The following is a 23,448-nucleotide window of genomic DNA, read 5'->3' on the forward strand; positions in this document are numbered from 1 at the left end:
ATGCCAATTCGGGATGGTAAACCCTTCAAGCAAGCCCTAGACTCAAGGGGCTGTCTATTCCAACCACTTAGCTGGAAGCATGCCATGAACAACAATAACAGCCTGCTACGCCACATCCCGTGGCTGGCGCTGGCGGTCATCGGGGCTTGTGCGCTGGGTGTGGTCGCCCTGCGTCGAGGCGAGGCGATCAATGCCTTGTGGATCGTGGTCGCGGCAGTGGCCATCTACCTGGTCGCCTACCGTTACTACAGCCTGTTCATCGCCACCAAGGTGATGCAACTCGACCCACGCCGAGCCACCCCTGCGGTGCTCAACAACGACGGCCTGGACTACGTCCCGACCAACAAACACATTCTTTTCGGTCACCACTTCGCCGCCATCGCTGGCGCCGGCCCCCTGGTCGGTCCCGTGCTCGCTGCGCAAATGGGCTACCTGCCCGGCACGCTCTGGCTGATCGCCGGTGTGGTGCTGGCCGGTGCGGTGCAGGACTTCATGGTCCTGTTCCTGTCCACTCGCCGCAACGGCCGCTCGCTGGGCGACATGGTGCGCGAGGAGATGGGCCGCATTCCTGGCACCATCGCCCTTTTCGGCTGCTTCCTGATCATGATCATCATCCTCGCGGTGCTGGCGCTGATCGTGGTCAAGGCCCTGGCTGAAAGCCCATGGGGCATGTTCACGGTGATGGCGACCATCCCGATCGCGATGTTCATGGGCATCTACATGCGCTACATCCGCCCGGGGCGTATCGGCGAGATTTCGGTCGTCGGCGTGGTCCTGCTGCTGGCGTCGATCTGGCTGGGGGGCCAGATTGCCGCGGATCCGGTCTGGGGCCCGGCGTTCACCTTCACCGGCGTGCAGATCACCTGGATGCTGGTGGGTTACGGCTTCGTCGCCGCCGTGCTGCCTGTTTGGCTGGTGCTGGCGCCGCGTGACTACCTGTCGACCTTCCTCAAGATCGGCACCATCCTCGGCCTTGCCATCGGTATCCTGATCATCGCGCCAGAGCTGAAAATGCCTGCGCTGACCCAGTTCACCGACGGCACAGGCCCGGTGTGGAAGGGCACACTGTTCCCGTTCCTGTTCATCACCATCGCCTGTGGTGCGGTGTCCGGCTTCCACGCGCTGATTTCCTCGGGGACCACGCCGAAGCTGCTGGACAACGAAACCAACGCCCGCTACATCGGCTACGGCGGCATGCTGATGGAATCGTTCGTCGCCATCATGGCCATGGTCGCTGCCTCGGTCATCGAGCCAGGCGTTTATTTCGCCATGAACAGCCCGGCCGCAGTGGTCGGTTCCGACGTCGTGTCGGTGGCCCAGACGGTCAGCAGCTGGGGGTTCCTCATCACCCCCGAGCAGCTTGAGGCCGTAGCCCGCGACATCGGCGAGCACACCGTCCTGGCCCGTGCCGGTGGTGCGCCGACACTGGCGGTGGGTATTGCGCAGATCCTGCACCAGGTGCTGCCGGGTGAAAACACCATGGCCTTCTGGTACCACTTCGCGATCCTGTTCGAAGCCCTGTTCATCCTGACCGCAGTGGACGCCGGTACCCGTGCCGGCCGCTTCATGCTGCAGGACCTTCTGGGCAGCTTCGTACCGGCGCTCAAGCGGACCGAGTCGTGGACCGCCAACCTGATCGGCACGGCCGGCTGCGTGGCGCTTTGGGGTTACCTGCTGTATCAGGGCGTGATCGACCCGCTGGGTGGCATCAACACCCTGTGGCCACTGTTCGGCATCTCCAACCAGATGTTGGCCGGTATCGCCCTGATGCTCGGCACCGTGGTGTTGATCAAGATGAAGCGCCAGCGCTACATGTGGGTCACCTTGCTGCCAGCGGTGTGGCTGCTGATCTGCACAACCACTGCAGGGCTGATCAAGCTGTTCGACCCGAACCCTGCGGTTGGCTTCCTGGCCCTGGCCGAGAAGTACAGCACCGCCCTGGATGCCGGTCAGGTGCTGGCCCCAGCCAAGGACATCGGGCAGATGCAGCATGTGATCTACAACGCCTACACCAACGCCGGGCTCACCGTGTTGTTCCTGGTTGTGGTGTTCAGTGTGCTGTTCTTTGCGGTCAAGGTCGGTTACGCCGCCCTCGGTCGCAAGGAACGCACCGACAAGGAAACCCCGTTCCAGGCACTGCCTGACGCTTGAGAGGAATGCTGCGATGTTCAACGACCTGGGTCGACTGGGTAAATACCTGGGGCAGGCTGCCCGCCTGATGGTCGGCATGCCCGACTACGACAACTATGTCGAGCACATGCAGACCAAGCACCCGGACAAGCCGGTGATGAGCTACGAGGCGTTCTTCCGGGAACGCCAGGAAGCCCGCTACGGTGGCAAGTCTGGCCCGAAGTGCTGCTGATTCGGCACACTGCGTGAACCTGTGGGAGCCTGTGGGCTCCCACAGTCATTTTCAGCTTCAGGAGATTTATGCGTGCAGACGCCCATTCCCGTAACCGTGCTCACCGGTTTTCTCGGTGCCGGCAAGACCACGTTGCTCAAGCACATGCTAAAAGCCGAGCACGGCCTGAAAATCGCTGTGATCGAGAACGAGTTCAGCGAGGCAGGCATCGACAGCCAGCTGCTGGGTGACGAGCCGGTGCAGGTCATGACCCTGGCCAACGGCTGTGTATGCTGCAGCATTCACGGCGATTTGACCCGTGCCCTGTTCCTGCTGCTCGAACGCCTGGACGCCGGGGAGATCGCTTTCGATCGCCTGGTGATCGAATGCACCGGCCTGGCCGATCCCGCGCCGGTGGCGCAGACCTTCTTCGTCGAAGAGGAACTGCGCGACCGCTATATCCTTGATGGCATCATTACCCTGGTCGATGCGGCTCATGCCGACTTGCATCTGACCCAGACCATCGCGCAGGCCCAGGTGGGCTTCGCCGACCGCCTGTTGCTGAGCAAGACCGACCTGGTCGAGCCTGCGGTGGTGGAGGCGCTGCGCGAGCGCCTGGCACGTATCAATGGCCGTGCAGCGATGCGCGTGGTGGAGCATGGCCGTATCGACCTGGCCGAACTGCTCGATGTGCGCGGGTTCAACCTCAACCCTGACCTGGGCGCCAACCTCAGGCCAACCCTGCGCCCAGTGTTCAGCCCCGCCACACCTGACCGCATCTCGACCTTGGTGCTGCGTACCGAGGTCCCTCTGGACATCGACCGCCTCAGCGACTTCATGAACGAGTTGCTCGAGACGCACGGCAAGCAACTGCTGCGCTACAAGGGTGTGCTCAACATTGCCGGAGAAGACCGTCGCCTGATATTCCAGGGCGTGCTCAAACTCTATGGTTTCGATTGGGACGCCGAGTGGGCCGAAGGCGAAACGCGCGAAAGCGTGATGGTATTCATTGCCGATGAACTGCCTGAGGCGAAGATTCGGGCGGGTTTCGAAGCTTTGGCCGCGGGCTGAGCCGGCCAGGCGCCTGGGGGGCGAACCACTGCGGCCATGAACTGCGGTGACGCGTGTGTACCTCGATGCAGGGGATCAGCCGCTCGGCGAGCACCTCGGTCTGCTGCACGGCTTTGGCAATGCGATATTTGACGCTGTGGATGCACTCGCGGTCGCCGAATTCGCAGCGGTTCAACGCAGTACCGCCACAGGGGCCATTGGCCAGGCCCTTGGGGCAGGTTTCAGGGCAGACGTACAACGTGTCTTCCAGGCGGCACCGGCCACAGGTGTCGCAGCCCAGCAACGGGCGCTTCACGCTGCGTTCCAGGCTGTGCAGCCAGCGGGTGCCGTTGTCGCTGGCCCACAGCGGCCGGCGCACGGCCCAGCCAAAGGCCTTGCTCAGCCAGTTGTTACGGCTGAACAACAGGGCATGAAACCCATGCAACAGGTGATAACGCAGTTTCTCCCTGGCCGTTGCGCTGACCTGCGACTGGCCTTGGCGCCAGGCTGCTTGTGGTGGGTGGAAGGTCACCGCCGGCAGGCCTGGCATCTGCCAGCTCTCGGCCCAGGCCGTTGCCCACTGTGCCTGTGAATGGATACGTGCTTGCCAGTCCTGGATACGCGCCTCAAGGGCGAGCAGTTGCTCGAGCTCATGAACCCCGGAAAGGTGCACCCCGGCATACCCAATCGACTTTACGCCAATGATCTGCAAGGCCAGGCGATCGACGCTGCGTGCCTGGGCATAGGCTTTGGAGACGGCCGCTTCGGCCTCGAGCATGTCGCGCATCGACGGCGAGACGGTAACGCCGGCGACATGTTCGAGCATCGCGGCACGGCCATGGCTCAGGCTCATCAGGCAGGCCAGCAGAGGCTTGGGGTCGGCCTGACGGCCCATCCACTGCATGGCCTCCAGATGCTTGCTGGCATCGAAACCCAATTGCAGGGTGAGGAAGTCGGCGCCCGCAGCGAGCTTCTTCTGCGCCTTGAGGTACTGCGCACCGCCTTCTTCCTCACGGTATTTGAAGGGGTTGAGTGCAGCCCCCAGCAGCCAGTGGGGGCAGGCCTCGCGTGCAATTTGTAGTGCGGCGACCGACTCCAGATAGCGCACTGGGCGCTCGCCTGGCTGGTGGCCGGGCAGGCGATCGCCGGTCAGTAGCAGCATTTGGTCGAGACCGGCGGCGTCCATGCTTTTCAGTTGCGCGAGCAGGTCATGGCGTTCACGGTCCTTGCCGGAAAAGTGCGGCAGGGCAGGGACCGGTTTACTGAAGCTGGACAGGGCGTCCAATGGCGAGAGGTCCAGCGGGCTACCGACACGGTCGCCGATGGCCACGGTCATTGGCCAGCCGCACAAGTGCCCACGGGCCATGATCGCCTCCATCGCAGCGAAGCGTTCGGCCGACGGCTTGGGCACGAATTCCATGACGCAGACGAAGGTTTTATCGCGCAGCGCCGATTTAAGCAGGCTCATGGCAGTGGGGCACCTGGATTTGTCAGGGAAGCATTGTGCGACGCGTCTCAGGCGCGGGCATGTCTGGAAGCGTACGAGGTTGCTCTGAACGAGACGTGCTCGTGGCCTTCCATCATCAGCCAATAGGCCAATAAATGGCATTGAACCCTATGAGCGGGTCAGAAGTGGGTGGCCACCGATTTCGGCGGCCTGGAAAAACCTCGGGCCTTGACCCAGGTTCAACGCTCGATCGCTAAAGCGACCCCCTGGCCGCCACCGATGCACAGCGTGGCCAACCCCTTCCTGACGTCGCGCTTGATCATTTCATGCAGCAAGGTCACCAGCACCCGGCACCCCGAAGCACCGATCGGATGGCCAAGGGCAATCGCCCCGCCGTTGACGTTGACCCGCTCGGCATCCCACTCCAGCGCCTTGCCCACCGCCAGCGCCTGTGCAGCGAAAGCTTCGTTGGCCTCGATCAGGTCAAGCTCGCCCAATTGCCACCCAGCCTTCTCCAGGCAGCGCTGGGTCGCTGACACAGGGCCAATACCCATGATCGCCGGGTCGACCCCGGCACTGGCGTAGCTGGCAATCCTGGCCAATACCGGCAGGCCAAGGGCGTTGGCCTTGCCTGCACTCATCAGCAGCACCGCAGCAGCGCCGTCGTTGAGGCTGGAAGCGTTGCCAGCGGTGACGCTGCCGTCTTTCTTGAAGGCCGGGCGCAGCTTGGCCAAGGAATCGGCGGTGGTGTCAGGGCGTGGCTGCTCGTCACGATCGAAGACCTTGGGGTCACCTTTTTTCTGCGGCATCACAATGGGTGTGATCTCGTCCTTGAAGCGGCCGGCATCGATGGCAGCCACCGCCTTGCGCTGCGACTGGGCAGCGAACGCATCCTGCTGTTCACGGCTGATACCGTACTTTTCCACCAGGTTCTCGGCCGTAATGCCCATGTGGTAATCGTTGAAAGCATCCCACAGCCCGTCACTGATCATGCTGTCGACCAACTGGCCATGGCCCATGCGCTGGCCGGTACGCACCGACGGCATCACGTAGGGGGCCAGGCTCATGTTTTCCTGGCCTCCGGCGATCACTACCTCGGCGTCACCACAACGGATGGCCTGGGCTGCCAGGTGCAAGGCCTTCAGGCCCGAGCCGCAGACTTTGTTCAGGGTCAGTGCCGGCACGCTGAAGGGCAGGCCGGCCTTGATCGCGGCCTGGCGTGCGGGGTTTTGCCCGGCGCCGGCGGTGAGTACCTGGCCGAGGATCACCTCATCGACCTGAGCCGGGTCCAGGCCGGTCTGCTCCAGCAGGCGCTTGATCACGGCAGCGCCCAGGTCTACTGCAGGCACGTTGGCCAGAGCCCCCTGGAAGCTGCCGATGGCGGTACGGGTTGCGGCGACGATGACCACATCGTTCATCTTGTTGTTCTCCGTGTGCAGGTGGTCGCCCAGCGGGCGCAGGGCCACCAGCTTCGGCGGGTTTGGCTCATTTGTTAAGTTTGTTTTTCTTTGCCATTGATGTAAAAACCCAATGAATGGCACCGGGACGGGTGTCCGGTTCTGGGTAGTTGCCACCGGTTCTTGCCAGCGCATGAGGGCTTGCCGCGGGCGCATCGTTTTGCATCCCTCCGATCACCCCGTAATATGTGTCGGATAACCTGTGGGGGTAGTCTCACCCTCTGATCAATCGGAATCGCCCGAGGCGGCGCTTCCCCGGCATAAACCTGACGAGGTACAGACATTGGCCATCATTCATCCTAAGGTTCGCGGTTTCATCTGCACCACGACCCACCCCAAGGGCTGCGAGCTGAACGTCCGTGACCAGATCGAAGCCACCCGCAAGCTGGGCGTGCGCGAGGATGGCCCGAAGAAGGTCCTGGTCATTGGTGCATCCAGCGGCTACGGCCTGGCGGCACGCATTACCGCAGCCTTCGGCTTCAAGGCCGATACGCTGGGCGTATTCTTCGAGAAGCCAGGCACCGAGACCAAGGCTGGCACTGCCGGCTGGTACAACGCTGCTGCCTTCGACAAGTTCGCCAAGGCCGAGGGCCTGTACAGCAAGTCGATCAACGGTGACGCTTTTTCCGATGAAGCACGCGCCAAGGTCATCGAGCTGATCAAGAACGAAATGGGCGGTCAGGTCGACCTGGTCATCTACTCCCTGGCCTCGCCCGTGCGCAAGCTGCCGCAGACCGGCGAAGTGATCCGCTCCGCCCTCAAGCCGATCGGCCAGCCGTACAAGTCGACCGCCATCGACACCAACAAGGACACCATCATCGAGGCCAGCATCGAGCCGGCCACCGAGCAGGAAATCGCAGACACCGTCACCGTCATGGGTGGCCAGGACTGGGAGCTGTGGATCGATGCCCTGAACGCCGCTGGCGTGCTGGCGCCACAGGCTCGCACCGTAGCCTTCAGCTACATCGGTAGCGACATCACCTGGCCGATCTACTGGCACGGCGCCCTGGGCAAGGCCAAGCAGGACCTGGACGAAACCGCCCAGCGCCTGGCCGGCAAGGTCGGTGGCAGCGCCAACGTGGCGGTGCTCAAGTCGGTGGTCACCCAGGCCAGTTCGGCCATTCCGGTGATGCCGCTGTACCTGTCGATGGTCTTCAAGATCATGCAGGAGAAGGGCGTTCACGAGGGCACCCAGGACCAGCTGGACCGCATGTTCCGTGACCGTATGTACCGTGCTGACGGCGCCCCGGCGGAGCTGGACGAGAAGGGCCGCCTGCGCCTGGACGACTGGGAACTGCGCGAAGACGTGCAGGGCGCCTGCAAGGACCTGTGGCCGCAAGTGACCACCGAGAACCTGTTCGAACTGACCGACTACGCTGGTTACAAGAAGCAGTTCCTCAACCTGTTCGGTTTCGAGCGCGCTGACGTCAACTACGACGAAGATGTGGCCACCGAGGTGAAGTTCGACTGCGTCGAGCTGTAAGCCCCTTGGCTTGTACCGGCCACGCGAAAGGGCCGGTACAGCCCCCGAATTTTTTGCTAGCGTTGGCGCACGACAACAGGAAGCGCGCCATGAGCAGCCTCACCCAGCCGGCCACGCCTTTTCGCCAGACCACAGCCGACGGCTACAGCCTTGGTGGTTTCTGCTGGCGCCACGCCCAAGCCAATCCTCAGCGCCCGCTGGTGATCATCAACGCCGCCACGTCCGTGCGCTGCCGCTACTACACCCGCTTTGCCGATTACCTGTTCGCCCAAGGCTGCGATGTGTTGACCTACGACTACCGCGGCATCGGCGAATCCCGGCCGCCTTCCTTGCGTGGGTTCCAGGCCTCCTGGAGCGACTGGGGCAGGCTGGATTTCGAAGCGATGCTGGTACACGCCACCCAGGCATTTCCCTGCCAGCCGGTGGATGTCGTGGGGCACAGCTTCGGTGGTTGCGCCGTGGGGCTGGCGCCGTCTGCCGAGCGGATCAGGCGGGTGGTGATGGTTGGGGCGCAGTTCGCCTACTGGCGCGACTACGCAGCCGATCAGCGATGGCGGCTGTTTGGCAAGTGGCACGTGGCGATGCCCTTGCTGACCCGCGTGTTCGGTTACTTCCCCGGCAAGCGCCTGGGCTGGATGGAAGACACGCCCGCAGGTGTGGTGCAGGACTGGACTACCGCTACTGCACGCTACGAGCAAAGGCCCAGCGGGCGCCAGTTGCAGCATGTGCCGTTTGTTCAGGTGCGGGCTGCAACCTTGGCGATCAGCCTGACCGATGACCCGTTCGGCACGGTGGCCGCTACGCAGCGGTTGCTAGATTATCTGCAGGGCGCAGAGCGTCGGCATCTGCGGATCGCCCCTGCGGATATCGCGGTCGAGGAGATTGGTCACTTCGCGTTCTTCCATGACCGGTTCCGCGAGAGCCTGTGGCCGATAGCGCTGGCGTGGGTGCAGCGCGGCGGGTTGCCGGCCGGTGGGCCGGGGCAGGTGATCAGCTGATGCGGCCTGCCCGGCCCGGCAGTATCAGGCGTTGCGCGAAAGCGGCAGCGCGGTGAACTTCACCCCCGCCAGGCCATGCGACATCAGCGCACGGATGTTGCCATGGTCGGTGCCTTGGGGCGTGGCCACCACGTCGCGGTAGTGTTCGCCGAAGGCCAGCAACGCCTCCTGGTCGCTCAGGCCCTCCAGCAGGGCCAGGCCCAGCGTCTTGCACGAGCCTTCGTTCTGCCCGGCGGCGTTTTCCACGCCGCCGTTGGTGAAGGCCTGTGGTTGGTAGCTGTAATTGGCGGCGATGAACGCCAGGGTGTCGGCAAAGGCGTGTTCGCCGCTGGCCAGGCTGGCGCGCAGGGTGTTCAGATCAGTCACGAGGTTTTCCTTTTTCAAACGCCGCTTGCTGGTCGGCGCTGGCTTCTTTCTGGTACTGGCTTTTCCAATCGGCGTAGGGCATGCCATACACCGCTTCACGGGCGTCATCCAGGCTGATGTCGACCTGGCGTTCGTCGGCCGCGGCCTTGTACCACTTGGACAGGCAGTTGCGGCAGAACCCGGAAAGGTTCATCAGGTCGATGTTCTGCACGTCGGTGCGGTTCTGCAGGTGTGCGACCAGGCGCCGGAAGGCGGCGGCCTCGAGTTCGAGTTGTTCTTGCGCAGTCATGGGGTTCTCTCAAATCATGCGATTCTTCAGGTGGCGGCCACCGTTGATGACCACCTGGCTGCCGGTGCTGTATTGGCTGTCGAGCAGGTATTTGACCGTCTCGATCAGCGGGCCTGGGCCGGGTTCGAATTCCAGCAGGGCCTTTTTCAGGGTTTGCTGGCGATAGGCTTCGTCGCCCCCTTCCTTGAGGATCAGCAGCCCGGGCAGGATACCGTTGACGTGCACTTTGGGCGCATATTTTTCGGCAAACGACAGCACCATGTTCTGCAGCGCTGCCTTGGTGGCGGCGTAGCCGATATGGCTCTTGCTGCCACGCGAGGACGTTTCGTCGCAGATGTGGATGATATCGGCCTTGTCGACCTTGTTCAGCAAATCACCCAGCGCCAGGTTCAGGTGGTAGGGCGCCTCGACGTGGAGGCGGAACATGGTCTGCAGGTTGTCCAGGCCATCGTCGAGCCACAAGGAGGCATTGTGGATGATCGCGCGCAGCCCATCGTAGTGCTGCTGCAGGTAGTCGATCAGCGCCTGGCGTTCGGCCGCCAGGCAAAGGTCGGCCTGGAACTGCACGATGTTCGGGTGCGCAGGCTGGGGCTGCACGCTGCGGCTGGCACTGACCACGGTATGGCCGGCCTCTGCCAGCTCGAGGGCCAAGGCCAGCCCGACGCGCTGGCTGGCTCCGGTAACGAGAATTGGGCTGTTCATGTGCGGGCGGTCAACTTGTCTTTCCTGTCGTTGCCGCCCAGCATACCCGAACTGTTTCCCTCGTGTGCGGCCTCGCCTCAGCGGCTGCGCAGAGCGGCGCCTGAGGCAGGCGAAGCATGCAGCCAGCTGGCCAGCAGGCGGGTGGAGAGCGGGATGAACAGGTACACCATCAGTGGCGTCAGTGCCAAGGTGCTGAGCATCACCCGCGGCAGCAGTTCCAGTGCGTTCAGCCAGTGGCCGAACAGCACGTTGAACAACAGCGACACGGGAAAGAATGCCAACCAGATCGCTACCGCCTGTTTCCAACGGGGTGGTTTTTGCACTGTATTGCTGCCAAACCAGTCATCGATGCCGCTGACGCGCCTCTCTTTGGGGCGCTCGAACAGGCCGTTGCCGCGCTGCAGCCAGGCGCGGCGTGACGCCGAATGCTCCCAGGCGTGCAGGGTGGGCTCGTCGCTGAAGCGGAAAATGATCTGGAATTCATCGCTGTCGCGGGGCGGCGCGAGGATGCCTGAACCGAGGTAGCCGGGGAAGTCGGTGGCCAGCTGCTCGCCTTCGTGCAGCCAGGCCAGCAGGTCCTGGTAGCGGCCGTGGGCGGCGCGGCGCGACACCATCAGGGTGACGGGTGGGGTAGACATCGTGTATCTCCTGGCGACGGGGCTGGCGGGTAGCCGGCCCCTTGGCTGTGTGGCCCGGGGTGGTGGGCGACACAAGCGTCTATGCAAGAATCGGGCGCGGATTATGGCTGATTGAACGTCCTTGGCAACTGCCTGCTGCTGTGGCTGGGTAACCTGCGATCTTTCCTCCCGTAGTAGACTGCACCTCCAATTTATTGCGCACAGGTCATTCAGTGCAGATCGACAATCAGGGACTTACAGCGGAAGTCGAAGCAGGCCTGCAGCATCAGGACCTGTTCCCCATACGTGAAGTTTCCCGGCTCACCGGGGTCAATGTCGTGACCCTGCGTGCCTGGGAGCGGCGCTATGGGCTGATCCAGCCAACCCGCACCGACAGCGGCCACCGCCTGTATTCGCTGGCGGACATCGACGATATCCGGCGCATCCTCGGGTGGCTCGAGCGCGGCGTGGCGGTCAGCAAGGTAGGCAGTATTCTGGCGCGTGATCAGGCGAGCGCGGGTGACGCGTTCGCAGCCGACTCTGCCCTGCGCTGGCAGGCGCAAGTGCGCGAGGCAGTGCAACGCTTCGATGCCGCAAGCCTTGATCGGTTGTTCGACCAGGTGTTTGCCTGCATCAGCCAGGACCAGGTTTTCGCTGATGTATTCATGCCCGTCTGGCACGACCTGGCGGCGGGGCAAGGTGCGTTCGGCCAGGCCAGCGAGTGGCTGTTCCTCGATCAGTTTTTGCGTGCCCGAGTGTTCTCGCGCCTGCAACTCACGCGTCGGCAGCACAGCCGCTGCGTGCTTCTGGCGCCGCTATCGGGGCAGTGCCTGGAGCTGGAGCTGCTGGTCACCGGCCTGCTGTTGTGCAGCGATGATATCGGCGTGACGCTGTTGGCGCCTGGGCAGCCGCTGGATGAGTTGGCGGTCGTCTCTGCAAAGCTCAGGCCTGACGCTTTGGTGCTGTTCTCCAACCAGGCGCCCACCGCTGAGCTGAGCAAGCGCTTGAGCCGGATGGCTGTTGGGCTTGACTGTCCATTGTTACTGGCGGGGGAGGCTGCCGAATTGGCCCAGGAAAGCCTGGCGGGCAGCCCGGTGGCGTGTTTGGGGGCAGAGGTGAGCGTGATGCGGCGGCGCCTGCGGCAATACCTGGCCGGTCAGCTCGACAGCTGAGCGTGCAGCTCCGGGTGGGCCTGACGATGGGCCTGCAGAATGTATTCACGCAAGCGCTCGGTTTCTTGCGCCAGGCTGCGGCTAAGGTCGTAGGCAGCGAGATCCGAGCCGATACGCCGGCGTAGCCTGCCGTGCAGTGTGATAGCCGGGATGCCCGCTGGCGCGAAGCGCAGGTCGAAACGTGAAGGCGCTTCAGGCAGGCCGCGAATTTCCAGCAGCGCCCCTTTGAAAGATATCTCGCGCACGAACAGCCCGCTGACCTTGCCCTGCCCATCCAGCAGCGCAGTGGGCTGGTCCATCGACAGGCGCCAAGGGCGCAGCATCGGGCCGTCTTCGTAGATTTCCGGCGAACCGATCTGCAGATGCACGGCGTGGAACTCGTCCTCCACCAGCTGCAGGGGGAAATTGATCTGCTGGTTGTTGAACTGGGCCTGCAGGGTCACTTGCTCGTTGGCTACCAGGCGAGCCAGCAACGATTGAATGCGCCGGTCGCCATTGACCAGCAGGCTCGACATCGGGTCGGTCTGGTTCAAGTGCGGGGAATGCTGCATGTCCTGGATGAAATCCAGTTCGTCCTGGGTCAAAAGCGCATTGGCGTGCATAATCGAGCTCGGAGTTGGCGACTTCTTCAACGGGATTGACCCTGCCTTAGGCGCTTGGTTCCGGGCGCTCGTCGAAATCCCGACGAACGTGCACCTGCGCCAGTTCACGCTCCAGTTCGACCTGGCGGCTGACATCTTTCTGAATGCCGATGAAATACGTGCGGTTATCGGCATCGCATGTCACCGGCGTAATCGACAACTCGTTCCAGAAGCCGCTGCCATCCTTGCGGTAGTTGCGCAGTACCTCGCGGCAGGGGCGGCCGTCGGCCAGCGCCTTGCGAATGCGTGCACGGGCAAGCTGGTCGCGGTCATCGGCCTGTAGAAAACGGCAATCCTGGTAAAGGATCTCGTCGCGGCTGTAGCCGGTCAGGCGCTCGAACGCCGGGTTGACGTAGATCAGAATGGTGTCATCGCCTTCCTGTTCGGCTACCACGATGCCGTCGTTGGACGCATCGACCATCGATTGCAGCAGTTGTGCGTTGATCATGTCCGGGCCAGTAGGCAAGAGGGCGTAGGGGTAGGCGGCCTTTTGCCACCGTCGGATGCTAGTATCCTACGTTTTCACTCAGTTTCGGAATCCATCTCCCGATGAAAATCGCCATTATTTCCGGCTCCGTGTACGGTACTGCCGAAGAAGTTGCCCGTCACGCCGAGTCGCTGCTCAAAGCTGCAGGCCATGACGCCTGGCACGCAGCCCGCGCCACCCAGCAGGATCTCGAAGGCTTTGCCCCAGAAGCCTTGCTGGCAGTGACCTCCACCACCGGCATGGGTGAGCTGCCGGACAATCTCATGCCGCTGTACAGCAGCATCCGCGACACCCTGCCCGCTGCCTGGCGTGGCCTGCCGGGGGCGGTCATCGCGCTGGGCGATTCCAGTTATGGCGATACTTACTGCGGCGGTGGTGAGCAGATGCGAGAGTTGTTCGCCGAACTGGGTGTGCGTGAAGTGCAGCCGATGCTCACGCTCGATGCCAGCGAGACAGTAACTCCGGAGACTGACGCCGAACCGTGGTTGGCGACATTTGCCCAGGCCCTGGAGGCTTGAGGCTTGAGGCTGTAGTGGCGACCCCCATGGGCCATGACCGTTCGTGCCACTGACTCGCTCGGTCATCAAGCTGGCTGTCAACGCAAGTTTCACCGAGTTGGTGGCTGACTAGACTCAGCCTCGACATAGAGAGCACATGTATGTGCCGAGGTGACATGCAATGAACGCAGCCTTGCCCTATAACCACCACGACCGTTGCATACCGGGACGAATCTGATGCCTTTGGCCGAGATACCATTGTGCGTCTGGCGTACCCGGAGTCAGAAATTTTCATTCCGGGGCCAGAGCATAAGTTACTGGACCGCAGGGCAAGGAGAGCCTCTGCTGCTGTTGCATGGATTCCCGACCGCAAGCTGGGATTGGCATTACCTCTGGGCGCCGCTGGCCCAGCGCTTTCGCGTCATCGCCTGCGACATGCTCGGCTTTGGCGATTCGGCCAAGCCGCTCAACCATGGCTACAGCCTGATCGAACAAGCCGACCTGCAGCAGGCGTTGCTTGCCCACCTCAAGGTCGACCAGCCTGTGCACCTGCTGGCACACGATTACGGCGGCAGTGTGGCCCAGGAGTTGCTGGCGCGGCACCATGAACAGCAGAGTGCGGACATCGCCAGTTGCGTGTTTCTCAACAGCGGTCTGTTCCCTGAAAGCTGCCGGGTACTGTTGATACAGAAACTGCTGCTCAGCCGCCTGGGTTGGCTGGTGGCGCGCTCGTTCGGGCGCGACGACCTGGTGCGCAACGTCAGCCAGGTCTACGGGCCGTGCACTCACCCCAGCGAAAGCGCACTGGATGATTTCTGGAGCCTGATCGCGGCCAACAGCGGCACTCGCATCCTGCACAAGCTGGTAGGTTTCGTGACCGAGCGCAGGCTGCATCGCGAGCGCTGGGTGGGGGCGCTGCAGCGTGACGGCGTGCCCATGCGCTTGATCAACGGTGTGGTCGATCCGCTGAGCGGCGCGCAGATGGTCGAGCGTTACGGACAACTGGTGCCCAACCCGGACATCGTGCAATTGCAAGGCATAGGCCATTACCCGCACACCGAAGCCCCTGTGCAGGTACTGCGCCATTATCTGGCCTTTCGCGAACAGCCGCTGCGCTACGTCCCGCAAAAAGTGGCCTGGTCCTGAGCGACTGACATCGTTGCGCGTTATCGCCTGGCATTCAGCCTGAGTGAGCTTGATTGTCCGCCGGCAGAGGCTGGTGGACACTCGAGGCCTTCAACCTATCTGGAGCCAGGAGCATGAGCGAGCCGGTACGTCTGCAAGACCGTGTGGTGATCGTCACCGGAGCCGGTGGTGGCTTGGGCCGCGCCCATGCCCTGCTGTTCGCCGCGCGTGGCGCCAAGGTGGTGGTCAACGATCTTGGAGGCTCTACCCATGGGGAAGGTGCCAGTGCTTCGGCGGCCGACCGGGTTGTCGAGCAGATCCGCGCCGCGGGAGGCATGGCCGTGGCCAACCACGACTCCGTGAGTGACGGCGCACGCATCGTCGAACAGGCGCTGGACAGCTTTGGTCGGGTCGATGTGCTGGTCAACAATGCCGGCATCCTGCGCGACAAGACCTTCCACAAGATGGACGACAGTGACTGGGATCAGGTCTACCGGGTCCATGTCGAGGGCGCCTATAAGGTTACCCGGGCTGCCTGGCCCCATTTACGCGAGCAGAACTGGGGGCGGGTGATCTTCACCGCTTCGACCTCTGGTATTTATGGCAACTTCGGCCAGGCCAATTACGGCATGGCCAAGCTTGGGTTGTATGGCTTGACCCGCACCCTGGCCATCGAGGGGCGTAAGCACGGCGTGCTGGTCAATGCCATCGCGCCCACCGGTGGCACGCGCATGACCGAAGGGCTTATCCCGGCACAGGTGTTCGAGCGCCTCAAGCCTGAACTGGTCAGCCCCTTGGTGGTTTACCTGGGCAGCGAGCAGTGCCAGAGCAGCGGTGAGCTGTTCGAGGTGGGTGGAGGCTGGATAGGCAAGGTGCGCTGGGAGCGTAGCCTGGGTGTCGGCTTCGACCCGAGGGAAGGGTTCAGCCCTGAGCAGGTGGCCGACAGCTGGAACCAGATTGGTGATTTCGCTGACGCGGTACACCCGCAGGACAGCCTGCAGGCGTTGCAGCAGATGATGGCGAACCTGCAGCGCTATCCGCTGTAGCGTGCGTCCGCCACGCCCCAAACGCCCTGTAAATAAAAAAAGGCCGCTGCAAGCGCAGCGGCCAATCGAGACGTCAGATCAAGGAGCTTCAAAATCAACGTCGGTGAACCTAGCAGGCCTGAAAGGCGGGGGGAGGGCCCTTCATGCCGGCCAGTGACCCCAGAATAAGCGCTTGATCAGGCAAGAAAAATAGCCCCTCGCGACATTCACCTTTACGTTCCAGGCAACAGTGCCAGCGCCCGCTCAGGCCTTCGGCGCGTAACCCATGCGCCAGCTGGTATTGCCCGCTGCTGCCAGCAGGCGCTGCGCCGCCGGCCCATGTTCATCGGCGTGAAAGATCGAGGTCGGCCCGACTACGGTCATCACCGCAGCGATCTGCCCCATGGCATTGAAAACGGGCGCCGAGAGCGCATCCACGCCCGGCATCAGCAAACCGTGCACATGGTGCAGGCCCCGTTCGCGAATGCCTGCCAGCAGCCGGTCGTAATCGCTCGCGCTCTGCTGCAGCACGGCAAGTTCCTTGTCGCGCAGCTCCAGGGTTTCGCGTTCAGGCAGGTACGCCGCAAACACCAGGCCGGTGGACGAGCTGAGCAGCGGCAGCACCGAGCCGATCTGGGTCACCACCGTGACCGCCCGTACAGCAGGCTCGATGCTGACCACCGTGGCCCCCTGATTGCCCCACACGGCGATGAAGCAGCTTTCGTTGAGTTCGTCACGCAACTGCGACAAGGGCAGCGCAGCCAGCTTCAGCACATCGATGCTACCCAACGCTGCCAACCCCACGCGCAATGCTTCGCGGCCCAGCCCGTAGTGGTTGGTGGCCGCATCCTGTTCGGCAAAGCCACTGGCAATGAGCGCTTGCAGGTAACGGTGCACTTTGCTCGCGGGCATCTGCACGTGCTCGGCCAACCGCGACAGGGAGGTAGACGGGGAGAGCTCGGCGAGGGCTTTGAGGATGTCGGTGCCGACTTCCGCCGAGCGGACCTTCTGCTTGCCGTTGTCGGTGGGGGGGCTGGCTTTGGCCATGGGTTACGGGTTTCCGGATTCGTCGAGTCGCGCCTTTATAGCTTGACGCCTGACACGGAGCAAATTACGTTATTCGTAATCTGATTACGATAAATATAAAATCCGGAGGCATCGATGAACCGCGACACGTCGCCCGACCTTCAGTACCTGAGCGGCTTCGGCAATGAATTCGCCAGTGAAGCACTGCCTGGGGCCCTACCCATCGGGCAGAATTCTCCGCAGAAGGCCCCCTATGGCCTGTACGCCGAGCTGCTGTCGGGTACGGCGTTCACCATGGCGCGCAGCGAACTGCGCCGGACCTGGTTGTATCGCATCCGCCCCTCCGCCCTGCACCCGCGCTTCGAACGGCTGGCGCGTCAGCCACTGAACGGGCCGTTGGGCGCCGTCACCCCCAATCGCCTGCGTTGGAACCCTCAACCGCTCCCCGCTGAAGCAACCGACTTCATCGAAGGCTGGCTGCCGATGGTAGCCAACTCGGCTGCGGACAAACCGGCGGGGGTGAGTGTCTACATCTACTGCGCCAACCGCTCGATGGAGCGTGTGTTCTTCAATGCTGACGGTGAACTGCTGATCGTGCCGGAGCAGGGCCGCCTGCGCATCGCCACTGAGCTGGGGCTGCTGGAGGTCGAGCCGCAGGAGATCGCGGTGATACCGCGCGGCATGAAGTTTCGCGTCGAACTGCCTGATGGCCAGGCCCGTGGCTACATTGCCGAGAACCACGGCGCGCCATTGCGCCTGCCGGACCTGGGCCCGATCGGCAGCAATGGCCTGGCCAACCCCCGAGACTTCCTGGCCCCGGTCGCGCACTACGAGGAGGCTCAAGGCCCGGTGCAACTGGTGCAGAAGTTCCTGGGCGAACACTGGGCCTGCGAGCTGCAGCATTCGCCACTGGACGTGGTGGCCTGGCACGGCAGCAACGTGCCCTACAAGTACGACCTGCGCCGTTTCAACACCCTCGGCACGGTCAGCTTCGATCACCCCGACCCTTCGATCTTCACCGTCTTGACCTCACCGACCAGCGTGCACGGTCTGGCCAACATGGACTTCGTGATTTTCCCACCGCGCTGGATGGTGGCCGAGAATACCTTCCGTCCACCGTGGTTCCACCGCAACCTGATGAACGAGTTCATGGGGCTGATCAGCGGTGCCTACGATGCCAAGGCCGATGGTTTCCTGCCCGGCGGCGCGTCGCTGCACGGGGTGATGAGCGCCCACGGGCCCGATGCCGAGACCTGCGAGAAAGCCATCGCCGCTGACCTCGCGCCGCACAAGATCGACAACACCATGGCCTTCATGTTCGAGACCAGCCAGGTGCTGCGCCCGAGCCTGCAGGCCCTCGAATGCCCGCAGTTGCAGGCCGACTACGATCGTTGCTGGGCCACCTTGCCGAGCACCTTCAACCCGAACCGGAGATACCCATGAACCAGTCCGCCATTGCCCGTAGTTGGGTAGAGCACGCCAACGGGCACAGCGACTTCCCGCTGCAGAACCTGCCGCTGGGCATCTTCAGCCGCCCAGGTGAAACGCCGCGCTGCGGCGTTGCCATCGGTGATGCGGTTCTCGATCTGGAGGCCGTACTGGCTGCCGGGCTGTTCGAGGGCCAGGCCAAGGCTGCGGTGGAGGCTACCCGTGGTGGTGCGCTGAACGCCTTTTTCGCCCTCGGCCGTGAGGCCCGCGTGGCGCTGCGCGAGCGATTGTTGGCGTTGTTGGGCGAACACAGCGAGCACCAGGCGGTGCTCAAAGGGGCGCTGCATCCTGCCAGTGATTGCCAGTTGCACCTGCCAGCCAAGGTCGGCGACTACACCGATTTTTATGTCGGCATTCAGCACGCCACCAACGTCGGCAAGCTGTTCCGCCCCGATAACCCACTGCTGCCCAACTACAAGTACGTGCCGATCGGTTACCACGGCCGCGCCTCGACCCTGCGCCCGTCGGGCACCGATGTTCGCCGCCCCAAGGGCCAGACGCTGCCCGCCGGGCACACCGAACCGACCTTCGGCCCGTGCGCGCGCCTGGATTACGAACTTGAGCTGGGTATCTGGATTGCCCAGGGGAACGAGATGGGGCAGGCGATTCCGATCGCGCAAGCCGATCAGCACCTGGCTGGCCTGTGCCTGCTCAACGATTGGTCGGCGCGTGATATCCAGGCCTGGGAATACCAGCCGCTGGGGCCGTTCCTGTCCAAGAGCTTCATCACCACGCTGTCGCCCTGGGTGGTCACCGCCGAGGCCTTGGAGCCTTTCCGTTGCGCCCAGCCGGCACGCCCGCAAGGTGATCCGCAACCGTTGCCCTACCTGCTAGACCCGCGTGATCAGGCCCACGGTGCCTTCGACATCGAACTGGAAGTGCTGCTGCTGACCGAGCGCATGCGTGAACAGGGCTTGCCCGCTCACCGCCTGGCGTTGAGCAACACCCTGAACATGTACTGGACTGTGGCACAGCTGATCGCCCATCACAGTGTCAACGGCTGCCAGTTGCAGCCAGGCGACCTGTTCGGTTCGGGCACGCTGTCCGGTGCTTCGCCCGATGCTTACGGCAGCCTGCTGGAGACCACCTTGGGTGGCAAGCAGCCGGTGGAGCTGGCCAGTGGCGAGCAGCGCAAGTTCCTCGAGGACGGCGATGAAATCATCCTGCGTGCCCGTTGCAAGCGGGATGGCGTGGCCAGCATCGGCTTTGGTGAGTGCCGCGGCAAGGTCATTGCCGCCAACTGAGGGAGCAGGGTAATGGAGCTGTACACCTACTACCGTTCCACCTCTTCCTACCGGGTGCGTATCGCGTTGGCGCTCAAGGGCCTGGATTACCAGGCCCTGCCGGTCAACCTGCTCAAGGGCGAGCAGCGCGGCACCGAGTATGCAGCGGTGAACCCGCAGGGCCGGGTCCCGGCGCTGCGTACCGACGATGCCCAGCTGCTGGTGCAGTCGCCGGCGATCATCGAGTACCTGGAAGAGGTTTATCCACAGCCTGCGCTGTTGCCCAGTGGCGCTGCAGCGAGGGCCAAGGTACGCGGTGTGGCGGCCATCATCGGTTGCGACATCCACCCGTTGCACAACGTCAGTGTGCTCAACCAGTTACGCCAGTTGGGCCATGACGAGGCCCAGGTCAACCAGTGGATCGCCCACTGGATTGGCCAAGGCCTGGCGGCTGTAGAGCAACTGATCGGCGACGATGGCTACTGCTTTGGTGAGGCGCCGGGGCTGGCGGACGTCTATCTGGTGCCGCAACTGTATGCGGCCGAGCGATTCAATGTCGACCTCGGCAGCTATCCGCGCATCCGCCGGGTCATGGCATTGGCCGCCAGGCATGCTGCATTCGCCATGGCGCACCCGTCCTGCCAGCCAGATACACCGGCTCAATGAATCGAACGCTTCGCCACCGGTAGCTGGCCGATACGTTCGGTCAGTTTCAGACGCTGCACCGGATCCTCGGTGAGCAGCAAGGCATGCTCCAGGTCGAAGCGTTCGGCCTGGGGGCAGTCGAGGTGCTGGTAGAGCGAGGCGCGGGTCATGTAGTCACTCACTTGCACCGGGCCCAATTGCATGACCCGTTCGGCGTCGATCAGCGCGGCCAGGTGGTTGTCATTGTTGATATGCAACTGGCGCAAATTACGCGACAGGCGCTGCAGCATCTGGGCCGGGGTAGCCGTTCGCAGGTGCTCGGCTGTCAGTGGCATGTGCGGGCCAAACTGGCGGGCCAGCAACTCGCGGCAATCATTGGGGTACAGGCGCCGGCCACCGCAAGGGTCGAGCAGGTGATCGGCACCGGGTACGCGCAGCAGAAAGTGCCCTGGGAATGCCACACCCTCCAGCGCTATGGACAGGCGCCGGGCCAGTTCCAGGGTGATGATGGCCAGCGCCAGCGGTTGGCCCCGGCGGCGCTGCAAAACCTTGTCCATCAGTGCTGCCTGCGGGCGCAGAGGGTGGTATTCATCCTGCTGGAAGCCCAGCGCATTGAGTTGACGCAACAGTGGCTGAGCCAGCTCGCAGAGCGGCAGCATCGGCAGGCTGGCACTGATTTCGGCTTGCAGGTGGTGCAGGCTGGCAAGGCTGGTGGCAGGCTCGACCTTGTGATCGTGCTCGGCGGCCATCCACAAGGCAGCCTCCAGCAAGGCGACCGGTTCGCGTTCCAGGCAGGCCAGGCAGGCTTGGCGTGGGTTCATCGGGGCATCTCCACATACCCTTGAGTAATAGCGCTGGCGGGCTGATTCGTCCAGTGGTCCGGTAGCAGCTTGGCCTGCATGCGGATGCCTATACTGCTAGGAGCACCTCGCAGGGGAGCCCGCCGATGTTCGCGCTGATGCAAAGCACCCGCACCCAGTCACTGCACCTGTTCAATGACCCCCAAACCGGCCTGAAGGCGGTTTTGGCCATTCATAACGAGATTCGCGGCCCGGCGCTGGGTGGTTGCCGCTACCTGCCCTATGCAGACGACGAGAGTGCCATGGCCGATGCCATCCGGCTGGCGCAAGGCATGAGCTACAAGGCGGCGCTGGCCGGGCTGGCGTTGGGGGGTGGCAAGGCGGTGGTCATGCGCAACCCGCACGTGGAAAACCGCGCGGCACTGTTCGAAGCACTGGGGCACTGCATCGATACCCTGCAGGGGCGTTTCATCGTCGCTGTGGACAGCGGCACCTCGACGCTGGACATGGATTGCATCGCCCAGAGCACGCCCCATGTGACCAGCACAACGGCCTCGGGTGACCCCTCGCCGCATGCGGCGATGGGCGTGTTTGCCGGCATCCGTGCGACCTGCCTGGCCCGCCTGGGCAGCAGTGACCTCAAAGGCTTGCGCATTGCGGTGCAAGGCCTGGGCAATGTGGGTTATGCATTGGCCGAGCAATTGTACGCAGCAGGTGCCGAGTTGCTGGTGAGTGACCTGGACCCCGGTCGGGTGCGGCTGGCCGTGGAGCAGTTCAACGCCCATCCGGTGACCAACGACGCCTTGATCAGTACGCCCTGCGACATTTTTGCGCCGTGTGGCGTGGGCCCGGTACTCAATGGCCAGACGGTGATGCAACTGCGCTGTGCTGCGGTGGCGGGGGCGGCGAACAATCAGCTGACCACCTTGCAGGTGGCTGACCAGTTGGAGTCCCGTGGGATTCTTTATGCCCCGGACTACGTGATCAATGCCGGTGGTTTGATCTATGTGGCAATGAAGCACCGCGGCGAGGAGCTGGGTACCATCACCGCGCACCTGGCGCGCATCCCGACGCGCCTGACCGAGGTGTTTGCCCACGCCCAGGCCGAGAAGCGCTCACCAGCGCGCGTGGCGCAAATGCTGGCCGAGCGGTTGCTATACGGCTGACGCTGCACGGCGGCCCGGCCGCCGCAGATCATTGGGCAGCGTCAGTGTCCAACAACTCACTCAAGGCGTCCGGCTGGCTCTTGAATGCCCGCGCGAACACGTCGCGGTTCTTCGCCATGTAAATGCCGGCTTCCTCGACCTGCTGCTCGGACAGCGAAGGCACCGCCTTCTGCAGCACCTCGGCCAGGCGCTCGGCCAGTTCGAGCATCTTGTCGTGACGATCTGCTTCGGCCTTATCCATGAACAAGCGCTCCGGGTCGCGGCTGCTGCGGTACACCACTTCGACGGCCATTCATCACCTCTGTGCCTTTTTGCGGTTGGTTGAACGATTACTGTATGCGCATACAGTAATGGCAATCGCACCTCAGGTGCAACCCTTGCCGCAAAAAAGCGTAGCCCACAGGTGCCTTGCGGCAATTGGCCGCCTTCCAAAGCAGGGGCCTGGCCCTTTAACTGCATGGCACAAGCGTCACATGCGTGACGCACCATCCTTCATGTCGTATCGGGGAATCGCACATCGTGAACATCAAATGGGCAGAAAAGCTGCGCAAGGGCCTGCACGGCTCGGCCGACTCGCTGGGCAATCTGTGTGTAGAAGGGTTCCACTACCTTGCCCTGTTCGGCATCGGCGCCATTACCGCCTACGCGGCGGTGATGACGTTCCTGGACATGCTCGGCAAGGGTGGCATCAGCGTCGATGACATTCTGTTGCTGTTCATCTACCTGGAGCTCGGGGCGATGGTCGGGATCTATTTCAAGACCAACCACATGCCTATCCGCTTCCTGCTGTATGTGGCGATCACCGCGCTGACGCGCCTGCTGATCGGTGATGTGTCGCACCACAAGGCGCCGGATGAGGGGCTGCTGTACCTGTGCGGGGGCATCCTGCTGCTGGCGTTTTCGATCCTGGTGGTGCGCTACGCCTCCTACCGTTACCCCTCGACCAAGGTGCTGGACGCCAATGGCAAGGCATTGGAAGACGGCAAGTAGCCGTCAGTTGGCGATGGCGTGACTTGGCTGCTGGCGTGGGTCGCGGGTGAGGGCGGCCAGCACCTGCAAAGGGTTCTGCCCCAGTTCGATGGCCAGGCCCAGGCGGATGCTGTCGATGACCCGCTGCAGGCGCACCGGGTCGTTGCGCTGGGCCTGGGTGATCAGGCGCTTGGCGACCACGCCGGCATCATCGGACAAGGTCAGCATGATGCTGCCGTCCAGGCGCTCGATGCTCAGGTTGACGCGGTACTCGGGGGCGAAGGCGGCGCTGATCTGCTCGAATGGATTGTTCATGGTCTGGGCCTGCAATAGGTGATTGCAGGAATTGACCGGGTAGGTGCCGGGTTGGTTCAGGACATTTGATCGGTAGCCTGGCATCAACAGGGCAAGGCAATTAGCCACTAGTGTGGCTA

26 protein-coding genes are annotated in these 23,448 nt (G+C 63.2%); 14 read left to right on the top strand and 12 right to left on the bottom strand.

Going from position 1 to position 23,448, the window contains the following annotated elements; translation table 11 throughout:
- The first annotated feature begins 84 nt into the window (after positions 1-84).
- From OSW16_RS04160 to yjiA, 3 genes are all read left to right on the top strand, one after another.
- A complete protein-coding gene (locus tag OSW16_RS04160) occupies positions 85-2,151 on the top strand; it encodes a carbon starvation CstA family protein (RefSeq protein WP_267820954.1) in 2,067 nt (688 codons plus the stop codon).
- A 13-nt stretch (positions 2,152-2,164) separates the two neighbouring features.
- A complete protein-coding gene (locus OSW16_RS04165; RefSeq protein ID WP_008094130.1) occupies positions 2,165-2,362 on the top strand; it encodes a YbdD/YjiX family protein in 198 nt (65 codons plus the stop codon).
- A 72-nt stretch (positions 2,363-2,434) separates the two neighbouring features.
- Positions 2,435-3,412 carry a GTPase gene (gene yjiA, locus OSW16_RS04170; RefSeq protein WP_267820959.1) on the top strand — a complete coding sequence of 326 codons (978 nt, stop codon included), beginning with the start codon at positions 2,435-2,437 and terminating at the stop codon, positions 3,410-3,412.
- Here the strand turns inward: yjiA and OSW16_RS04175 are convergent.
- Together OSW16_RS04175 and OSW16_RS04180 are read right to left on the bottom strand one after the other, a co-directional pair.
- Positions 3,348-4,859, bottom strand: coding sequence for a methylenetetrahydrofolate reductase C-terminal domain-containing protein (locus OSW16_RS04175; RefSeq protein WP_267820960.1), 1,512 nt, complete (start codon positions 4,857-4,859; stop codon positions 3,348-3,350). The two genes, yjiA and OSW16_RS04175, sit on opposite strands and share 65 nt — an antisense overlap.
- Before the next feature lie 218 nt (positions 4,860-5,077).
- Entirely contained in the window at positions 5,078-6,256 is a 1,179-nt protein-coding gene (locus OSW16_RS04180; protein WP_267823873.1) for an acetyl-CoA C-acetyltransferase, read from the bottom strand.
- A gap of 322 nt (positions 6,257-6,578) precedes the next feature.
- On the opposite strand from OSW16_RS04180, the gene fabV reads away from it, so the two are divergent.
- Positions 6,579-7,778 carry an enoyl-ACP reductase FabV gene (gene fabV / locus OSW16_RS04185; protein ID WP_267820963.1) on the top strand — a complete coding sequence of 400 codons (1,200 nt, stop codon included), beginning with the start codon at positions 6,579-6,581 and terminating at the stop codon, positions 7,776-7,778.
- Positions 7,779-7,867: 89 nt separating this feature from the next.
- Positions 7,868-8,776, top strand: coding sequence for an alpha/beta fold hydrolase (locus OSW16_RS04190; RefSeq protein ID WP_267820965.1), 909 nt, complete (start codon positions 7,868-7,870; stop codon positions 8,774-8,776).
- 24 nt (positions 8,777-8,800) lie between these two features.
- Here the strand turns inward: OSW16_RS04190 and OSW16_RS04195 are convergent, their stop codons facing one another.
- The 4 genes from OSW16_RS04195 to OSW16_RS04210 all read right to left on the bottom strand — a co-directional run bounded on the left by OSW16_RS04195 (position 8,801) and on the right by OSW16_RS04210 (position 10,771).
- The gene (locus OSW16_RS04195; protein ID WP_267820967.1) at positions 8,801-9,142 is read right to left on the bottom strand and encodes a HopJ type III effector protein; all 342 of its coding nucleotides are present in this window, start codon (positions 9,140-9,142) and stop codon (positions 8,801-8,803) included.
- Positions 9,135-9,431: a DUF1244 domain-containing protein gene (locus tag OSW16_RS04200; protein ID WP_267820969.1), complete on the bottom strand. Its 297-nt coding sequence runs from the start codon at positions 9,429-9,431 to the stop codon at positions 9,135-9,137. The genes OSW16_RS04195 and OSW16_RS04200 overlap by 8 nt, the downstream gene beginning before the upstream one ends.
- A 9-nt stretch (positions 9,432-9,440) precedes the next feature.
- The gene (folM, locus tag OSW16_RS04205; RefSeq protein WP_267820971.1) at positions 9,441-10,133 is read right to left on the bottom strand and encodes a dihydromonapterin reductase; all 693 of its coding nucleotides are present in this window, start codon (positions 10,131-10,133) and stop codon (positions 9,441-9,443) included.
- Positions 10,134-10,210: 77 nt separating this feature from the next.
- Entirely contained in the window at positions 10,211-10,771 is a 561-nt protein-coding gene (locus OSW16_RS04210; protein ID WP_267820973.1) for an antibiotic biosynthesis monooxygenase, read from the bottom strand.
- 212 nt (positions 10,772-10,983) lie between these two features.
- Here OSW16_RS04210 and OSW16_RS04215 point away from each other — a divergent pair, with 212 nt between their 5' ends.
- Entirely contained in the window at positions 10,984-11,922 is a 939-nt protein-coding gene (locus OSW16_RS04215; protein ID WP_418942028.1) for a MerR family transcriptional regulator, read from the top strand.
- Here OSW16_RS04215 and OSW16_RS04220 read toward each other — a convergent pair.
- Together OSW16_RS04220 and OSW16_RS04225 are read right to left on the bottom strand one after the other, a co-directional pair.
- A complete protein-coding gene (locus OSW16_RS04220) occupies positions 11,907-12,524 on the bottom strand; it encodes a hypothetical protein (protein WP_267820975.1) in 618 nt (205 codons plus the stop codon). The two genes, OSW16_RS04215 and OSW16_RS04220, sit on opposite strands and share 16 nt — an antisense overlap.
- A gap of 46 nt (positions 12,525-12,570) precedes the next feature.
- Positions 12,571-13,011, bottom strand: coding sequence for a PAS domain S-box protein (locus tag OSW16_RS04225; RefSeq protein ID WP_267820977.1), 441 nt, complete (start codon positions 13,009-13,011; stop codon positions 12,571-12,573).
- A 101-nt stretch (positions 13,012-13,112) separates the two neighbouring features.
- Here OSW16_RS04225 and OSW16_RS04230 point away from each other — a divergent pair, with 101 nt between their 5' ends.
- From OSW16_RS04230 to OSW16_RS04240, 3 genes are all read left to right on the top strand, one after another.
- The gene (locus OSW16_RS04230) at positions 13,113-13,568 is read left to right on the top strand and encodes a flavodoxin (RefSeq protein WP_267820979.1); all 456 of its coding nucleotides are present in this window, start codon (positions 13,113-13,115) and stop codon (positions 13,566-13,568) included.
- Positions 13,569-13,784: 216 nt separating this feature from the next.
- Positions 13,785-14,693 (top strand): alpha/beta fold hydrolase, encoded by a 909-nt coding sequence (locus tag OSW16_RS04235; protein WP_267820981.1) that lies wholly within the window; start codon positions 13,785-13,787, stop codon positions 14,691-14,693.
- Positions 14,694-14,806: 113 nt separating this feature from the next.
- Positions 14,807-15,718 (top strand): SDR family oxidoreductase, encoded by a 912-nt coding sequence (locus OSW16_RS04240; RefSeq protein WP_267820983.1) that lies wholly within the window; start codon positions 14,807-14,809, stop codon positions 15,716-15,718.
- 243 nt (positions 15,719-15,961) lie between these two features.
- On the opposite strand, the gene OSW16_RS04245 is transcribed toward OSW16_RS04240, so the two are convergent.
- The gene (locus tag OSW16_RS04245; RefSeq protein WP_267820985.1) at positions 15,962-16,744 is read right to left on the bottom strand and encodes an IclR family transcriptional regulator; all 783 of its coding nucleotides are present in this window, start codon (positions 16,742-16,744) and stop codon (positions 15,962-15,964) included.
- A 114-nt stretch (positions 16,745-16,858) separates the two neighbouring features.
- On the opposite strand from OSW16_RS04245, the gene hmgA reads away from it, so the two are divergent.
- From hmgA to maiA, 3 genes are read left to right on the top strand one after another with little or no spacing between them, the layout of a single operon-like run.
- Complete coding sequence (gene hmgA / locus OSW16_RS04250) at positions 16,859-18,166, top strand: homogentisate 1,2-dioxygenase (protein ID WP_267820987.1); 1,308 nt, start codon at positions 16,859-16,861, stop codon at positions 18,164-18,166.
- Positions 18,163-19,455, top strand: coding sequence for a fumarylacetoacetase (gene fahA / locus OSW16_RS04255; protein ID WP_241806567.1), 1,293 nt, complete (start codon positions 18,163-18,165; stop codon positions 19,453-19,455). The genes hmgA and fahA overlap by 4 nt, the downstream gene beginning before the upstream one ends.
- Positions 19,456-19,467: 12 nt before the next feature.
- A complete protein-coding gene (gene maiA / locus OSW16_RS04260; protein ID WP_267820990.1) occupies positions 19,468-20,100 on the top strand; it encodes a maleylacetoacetate isomerase in 633 nt (210 codons plus the stop codon).
- On the opposite strand, the gene OSW16_RS04265 is transcribed toward maiA, so the two are convergent.
- Positions 20,094-20,900, bottom strand: a complete 807-nt coding sequence (locus tag OSW16_RS04265) for a SirB1 family protein (RefSeq protein ID WP_267820992.1) — start codon at positions 20,898-20,900, stop codon at positions 20,094-20,096. The genes maiA and OSW16_RS04265 overlap by 7 nt on opposite strands.
- Before the next feature lie 125 nt (positions 20,901-21,025).
- Here OSW16_RS04265 and OSW16_RS04270 point away from each other — a divergent pair, with 125 nt between their 5' ends.
- Positions 21,026-22,045, top strand: a complete 1,020-nt coding sequence (locus OSW16_RS04270) for a Glu/Leu/Phe/Val dehydrogenase family protein (protein WP_267820993.1) — start codon at positions 21,026-21,028, stop codon at positions 22,043-22,045.
- A gap of 28 nt (positions 22,046-22,073) precedes the next feature.
- Here OSW16_RS04270 and OSW16_RS04275 read toward each other — a convergent pair whose 3' ends face one another.
- Positions 22,074-22,337 carry a YebG family protein gene (locus OSW16_RS04275; RefSeq protein ID WP_267820995.1) on the bottom strand — a complete coding sequence of 88 codons (264 nt, stop codon included), beginning with the start codon at positions 22,335-22,337 and terminating at the stop codon, positions 22,074-22,076.
- 227 nt (positions 22,338-22,564) lie between these two features.
- Here OSW16_RS04275 and OSW16_RS04280 point away from each other — a divergent pair, with 227 nt between their 5' ends.
- Positions 22,565-23,035 carry a phosphate-starvation-inducible protein PsiE gene (locus tag OSW16_RS04280; RefSeq protein WP_267820997.1) on the top strand — a complete coding sequence of 157 codons (471 nt, stop codon included), beginning with the start codon at positions 22,565-22,567 and terminating at the stop codon, positions 23,033-23,035.
- A 3-nt stretch (positions 23,036-23,038) separates the two neighbouring features.
- Here the strand turns inward: OSW16_RS04280 and OSW16_RS04285 are convergent, their stop codons facing one another.
- Positions 23,039-23,329 (bottom strand): DUF3509 domain-containing protein, encoded by a 291-nt coding sequence (locus OSW16_RS04285; protein WP_241806572.1) that lies wholly within the window; start codon positions 23,327-23,329, stop codon positions 23,039-23,041.
- Positions 23,330-23,448 lie beyond the last annotated feature (119 nt).

The sequence above is a fragment of the Pseudomonas putida genome, from assembly GCF_026625125.1.
Taxonomy (GTDB): domain Bacteria; phylum Pseudomonadota; class Gammaproteobacteria; order Pseudomonadales; family Pseudomonadaceae; genus Aquipseudomonas; species Aquipseudomonas putida_X.

What these genes read in the sequence shown, in the direction of transcription:
- hmgA (WP_267820987.1), top strand. Translation starts at nt 16,859, where the DNA reads ATGAACCGCGACACGTCGCCCGACCTTCAGTACCTGAGCGGCTTCGGC.
- OSW16_RS04210 (WP_267820973.1), bottom strand. Translation starts at nt 10,771, where the DNA reads ATGTCTACCCCACCCGTCACCCTGATGGTGTCGCGCCGCGCCGCCCAC.
- OSW16_RS04190 (WP_267820965.1), top strand. Translation starts at nt 7,868, where the DNA reads ATGAGCAGCCTCACCCAGCCGGCCACGCCTTTTCGCCAGACCACAGCC.
- OSW16_RS04265 (WP_267820992.1), bottom strand. Translation starts at nt 20,900, where the DNA reads ATGAACCCACGCCAAGCCTGCCTGGCCTGCCTGGAACGCGAACCGGTC.
- OSW16_RS04200 (WP_267820969.1), bottom strand. Translation starts at nt 9,431, where the DNA reads ATGACTGCGCAAGAACAACTCGAACTCGAGGCCGCCGCCTTCCGGCGC.
- OSW16_RS04160 (WP_267820954.1), top strand. Translation starts at nt 85, where the DNA reads ATGAACAACAATAACAGCCTGCTACGCCACATCCCGTGGCTGGCGCTG.
- folM (WP_267820971.1), bottom strand. Translation starts at nt 10,133, where the DNA reads ATGAACAGCCCAATTCTCGTTACCGGAGCCAGCCAGCGCGTCGGGCTG.
- OSW16_RS04245 (WP_267820985.1), bottom strand. Translation starts at nt 16,744, where the DNA reads ATGGCCAAAGCCAGCCCCCCCACCGACAACGGCAAGCAGAAGGTCCGC.
- OSW16_RS04175 (WP_267820960.1), bottom strand. Translation starts at nt 4,859, where the DNA reads ATGAGCCTGCTTAAATCGGCGCTGCGCGATAAAACCTTCGTCTGCGTC.
- OSW16_RS04225 (WP_267820977.1), bottom strand. Translation starts at nt 13,011, where the DNA reads ATGATCAACGCACAACTGCTGCAATCGATGGTCGATGCGTCCAACGAC.
- OSW16_RS04235 (WP_267820981.1), top strand. Translation starts at nt 13,785, where the DNA reads ATGCCTTTGGCCGAGATACCATTGTGCGTCTGGCGTACCCGGAGTCAG.
- OSW16_RS04165 (WP_008094130.1), top strand. Translation starts at nt 2,165, where the DNA reads ATGTTCAACGACCTGGGTCGACTGGGTAAATACCTGGGGCAGGCTGCC.
- maiA (WP_267820990.1), top strand. Translation starts at nt 19,468, where the DNA reads ATGGAGCTGTACACCTACTACCGTTCCACCTCTTCCTACCGGGTGCGT.
- OSW16_RS04220 (WP_267820975.1), bottom strand. Translation starts at nt 12,524, where the DNA reads ATGCACGCCAATGCGCTTTTGACCCAGGACGAACTGGATTTCATCCAG.
- OSW16_RS04275 (WP_267820995.1), bottom strand. Translation starts at nt 22,337, where the DNA reads ATGGCCGTCGAAGTGGTGTACCGCAGCAGCCGCGACCCGGAGCGCTTG.
- OSW16_RS04180 (WP_267823873.1), bottom strand. Translation starts at nt 6,256, where the DNA reads ATGAACGATGTGGTCATCGTCGCCGCAACCCGTACCGCCATCGGCAGC.
- fahA (WP_241806567.1), top strand. Translation starts at nt 18,163, where the DNA reads ATGAACCAGTCCGCCATTGCCCGTAGTTGGGTAGAGCACGCCAACGGG.
- OSW16_RS04240 (WP_267820983.1), top strand. Translation starts at nt 14,807, where the DNA reads ATGAGCGAGCCGGTACGTCTGCAAGACCGTGTGGTGATCGTCACCGGA.
- OSW16_RS04285 (WP_241806572.1), bottom strand. Translation starts at nt 23,329, where the DNA reads ATGAACAATCCATTCGAGCAGATCAGCGCCGCCTTCGCCCCCGAGTAC.
- OSW16_RS04230 (WP_267820979.1), top strand. Translation starts at nt 13,113, where the DNA reads ATGAAAATCGCCATTATTTCCGGCTCCGTGTACGGTACTGCCGAAGAA.
- OSW16_RS04270 (WP_267820993.1), top strand. Translation starts at nt 21,026, where the DNA reads ATGTTCGCGCTGATGCAAAGCACCCGCACCCAGTCACTGCACCTGTTC.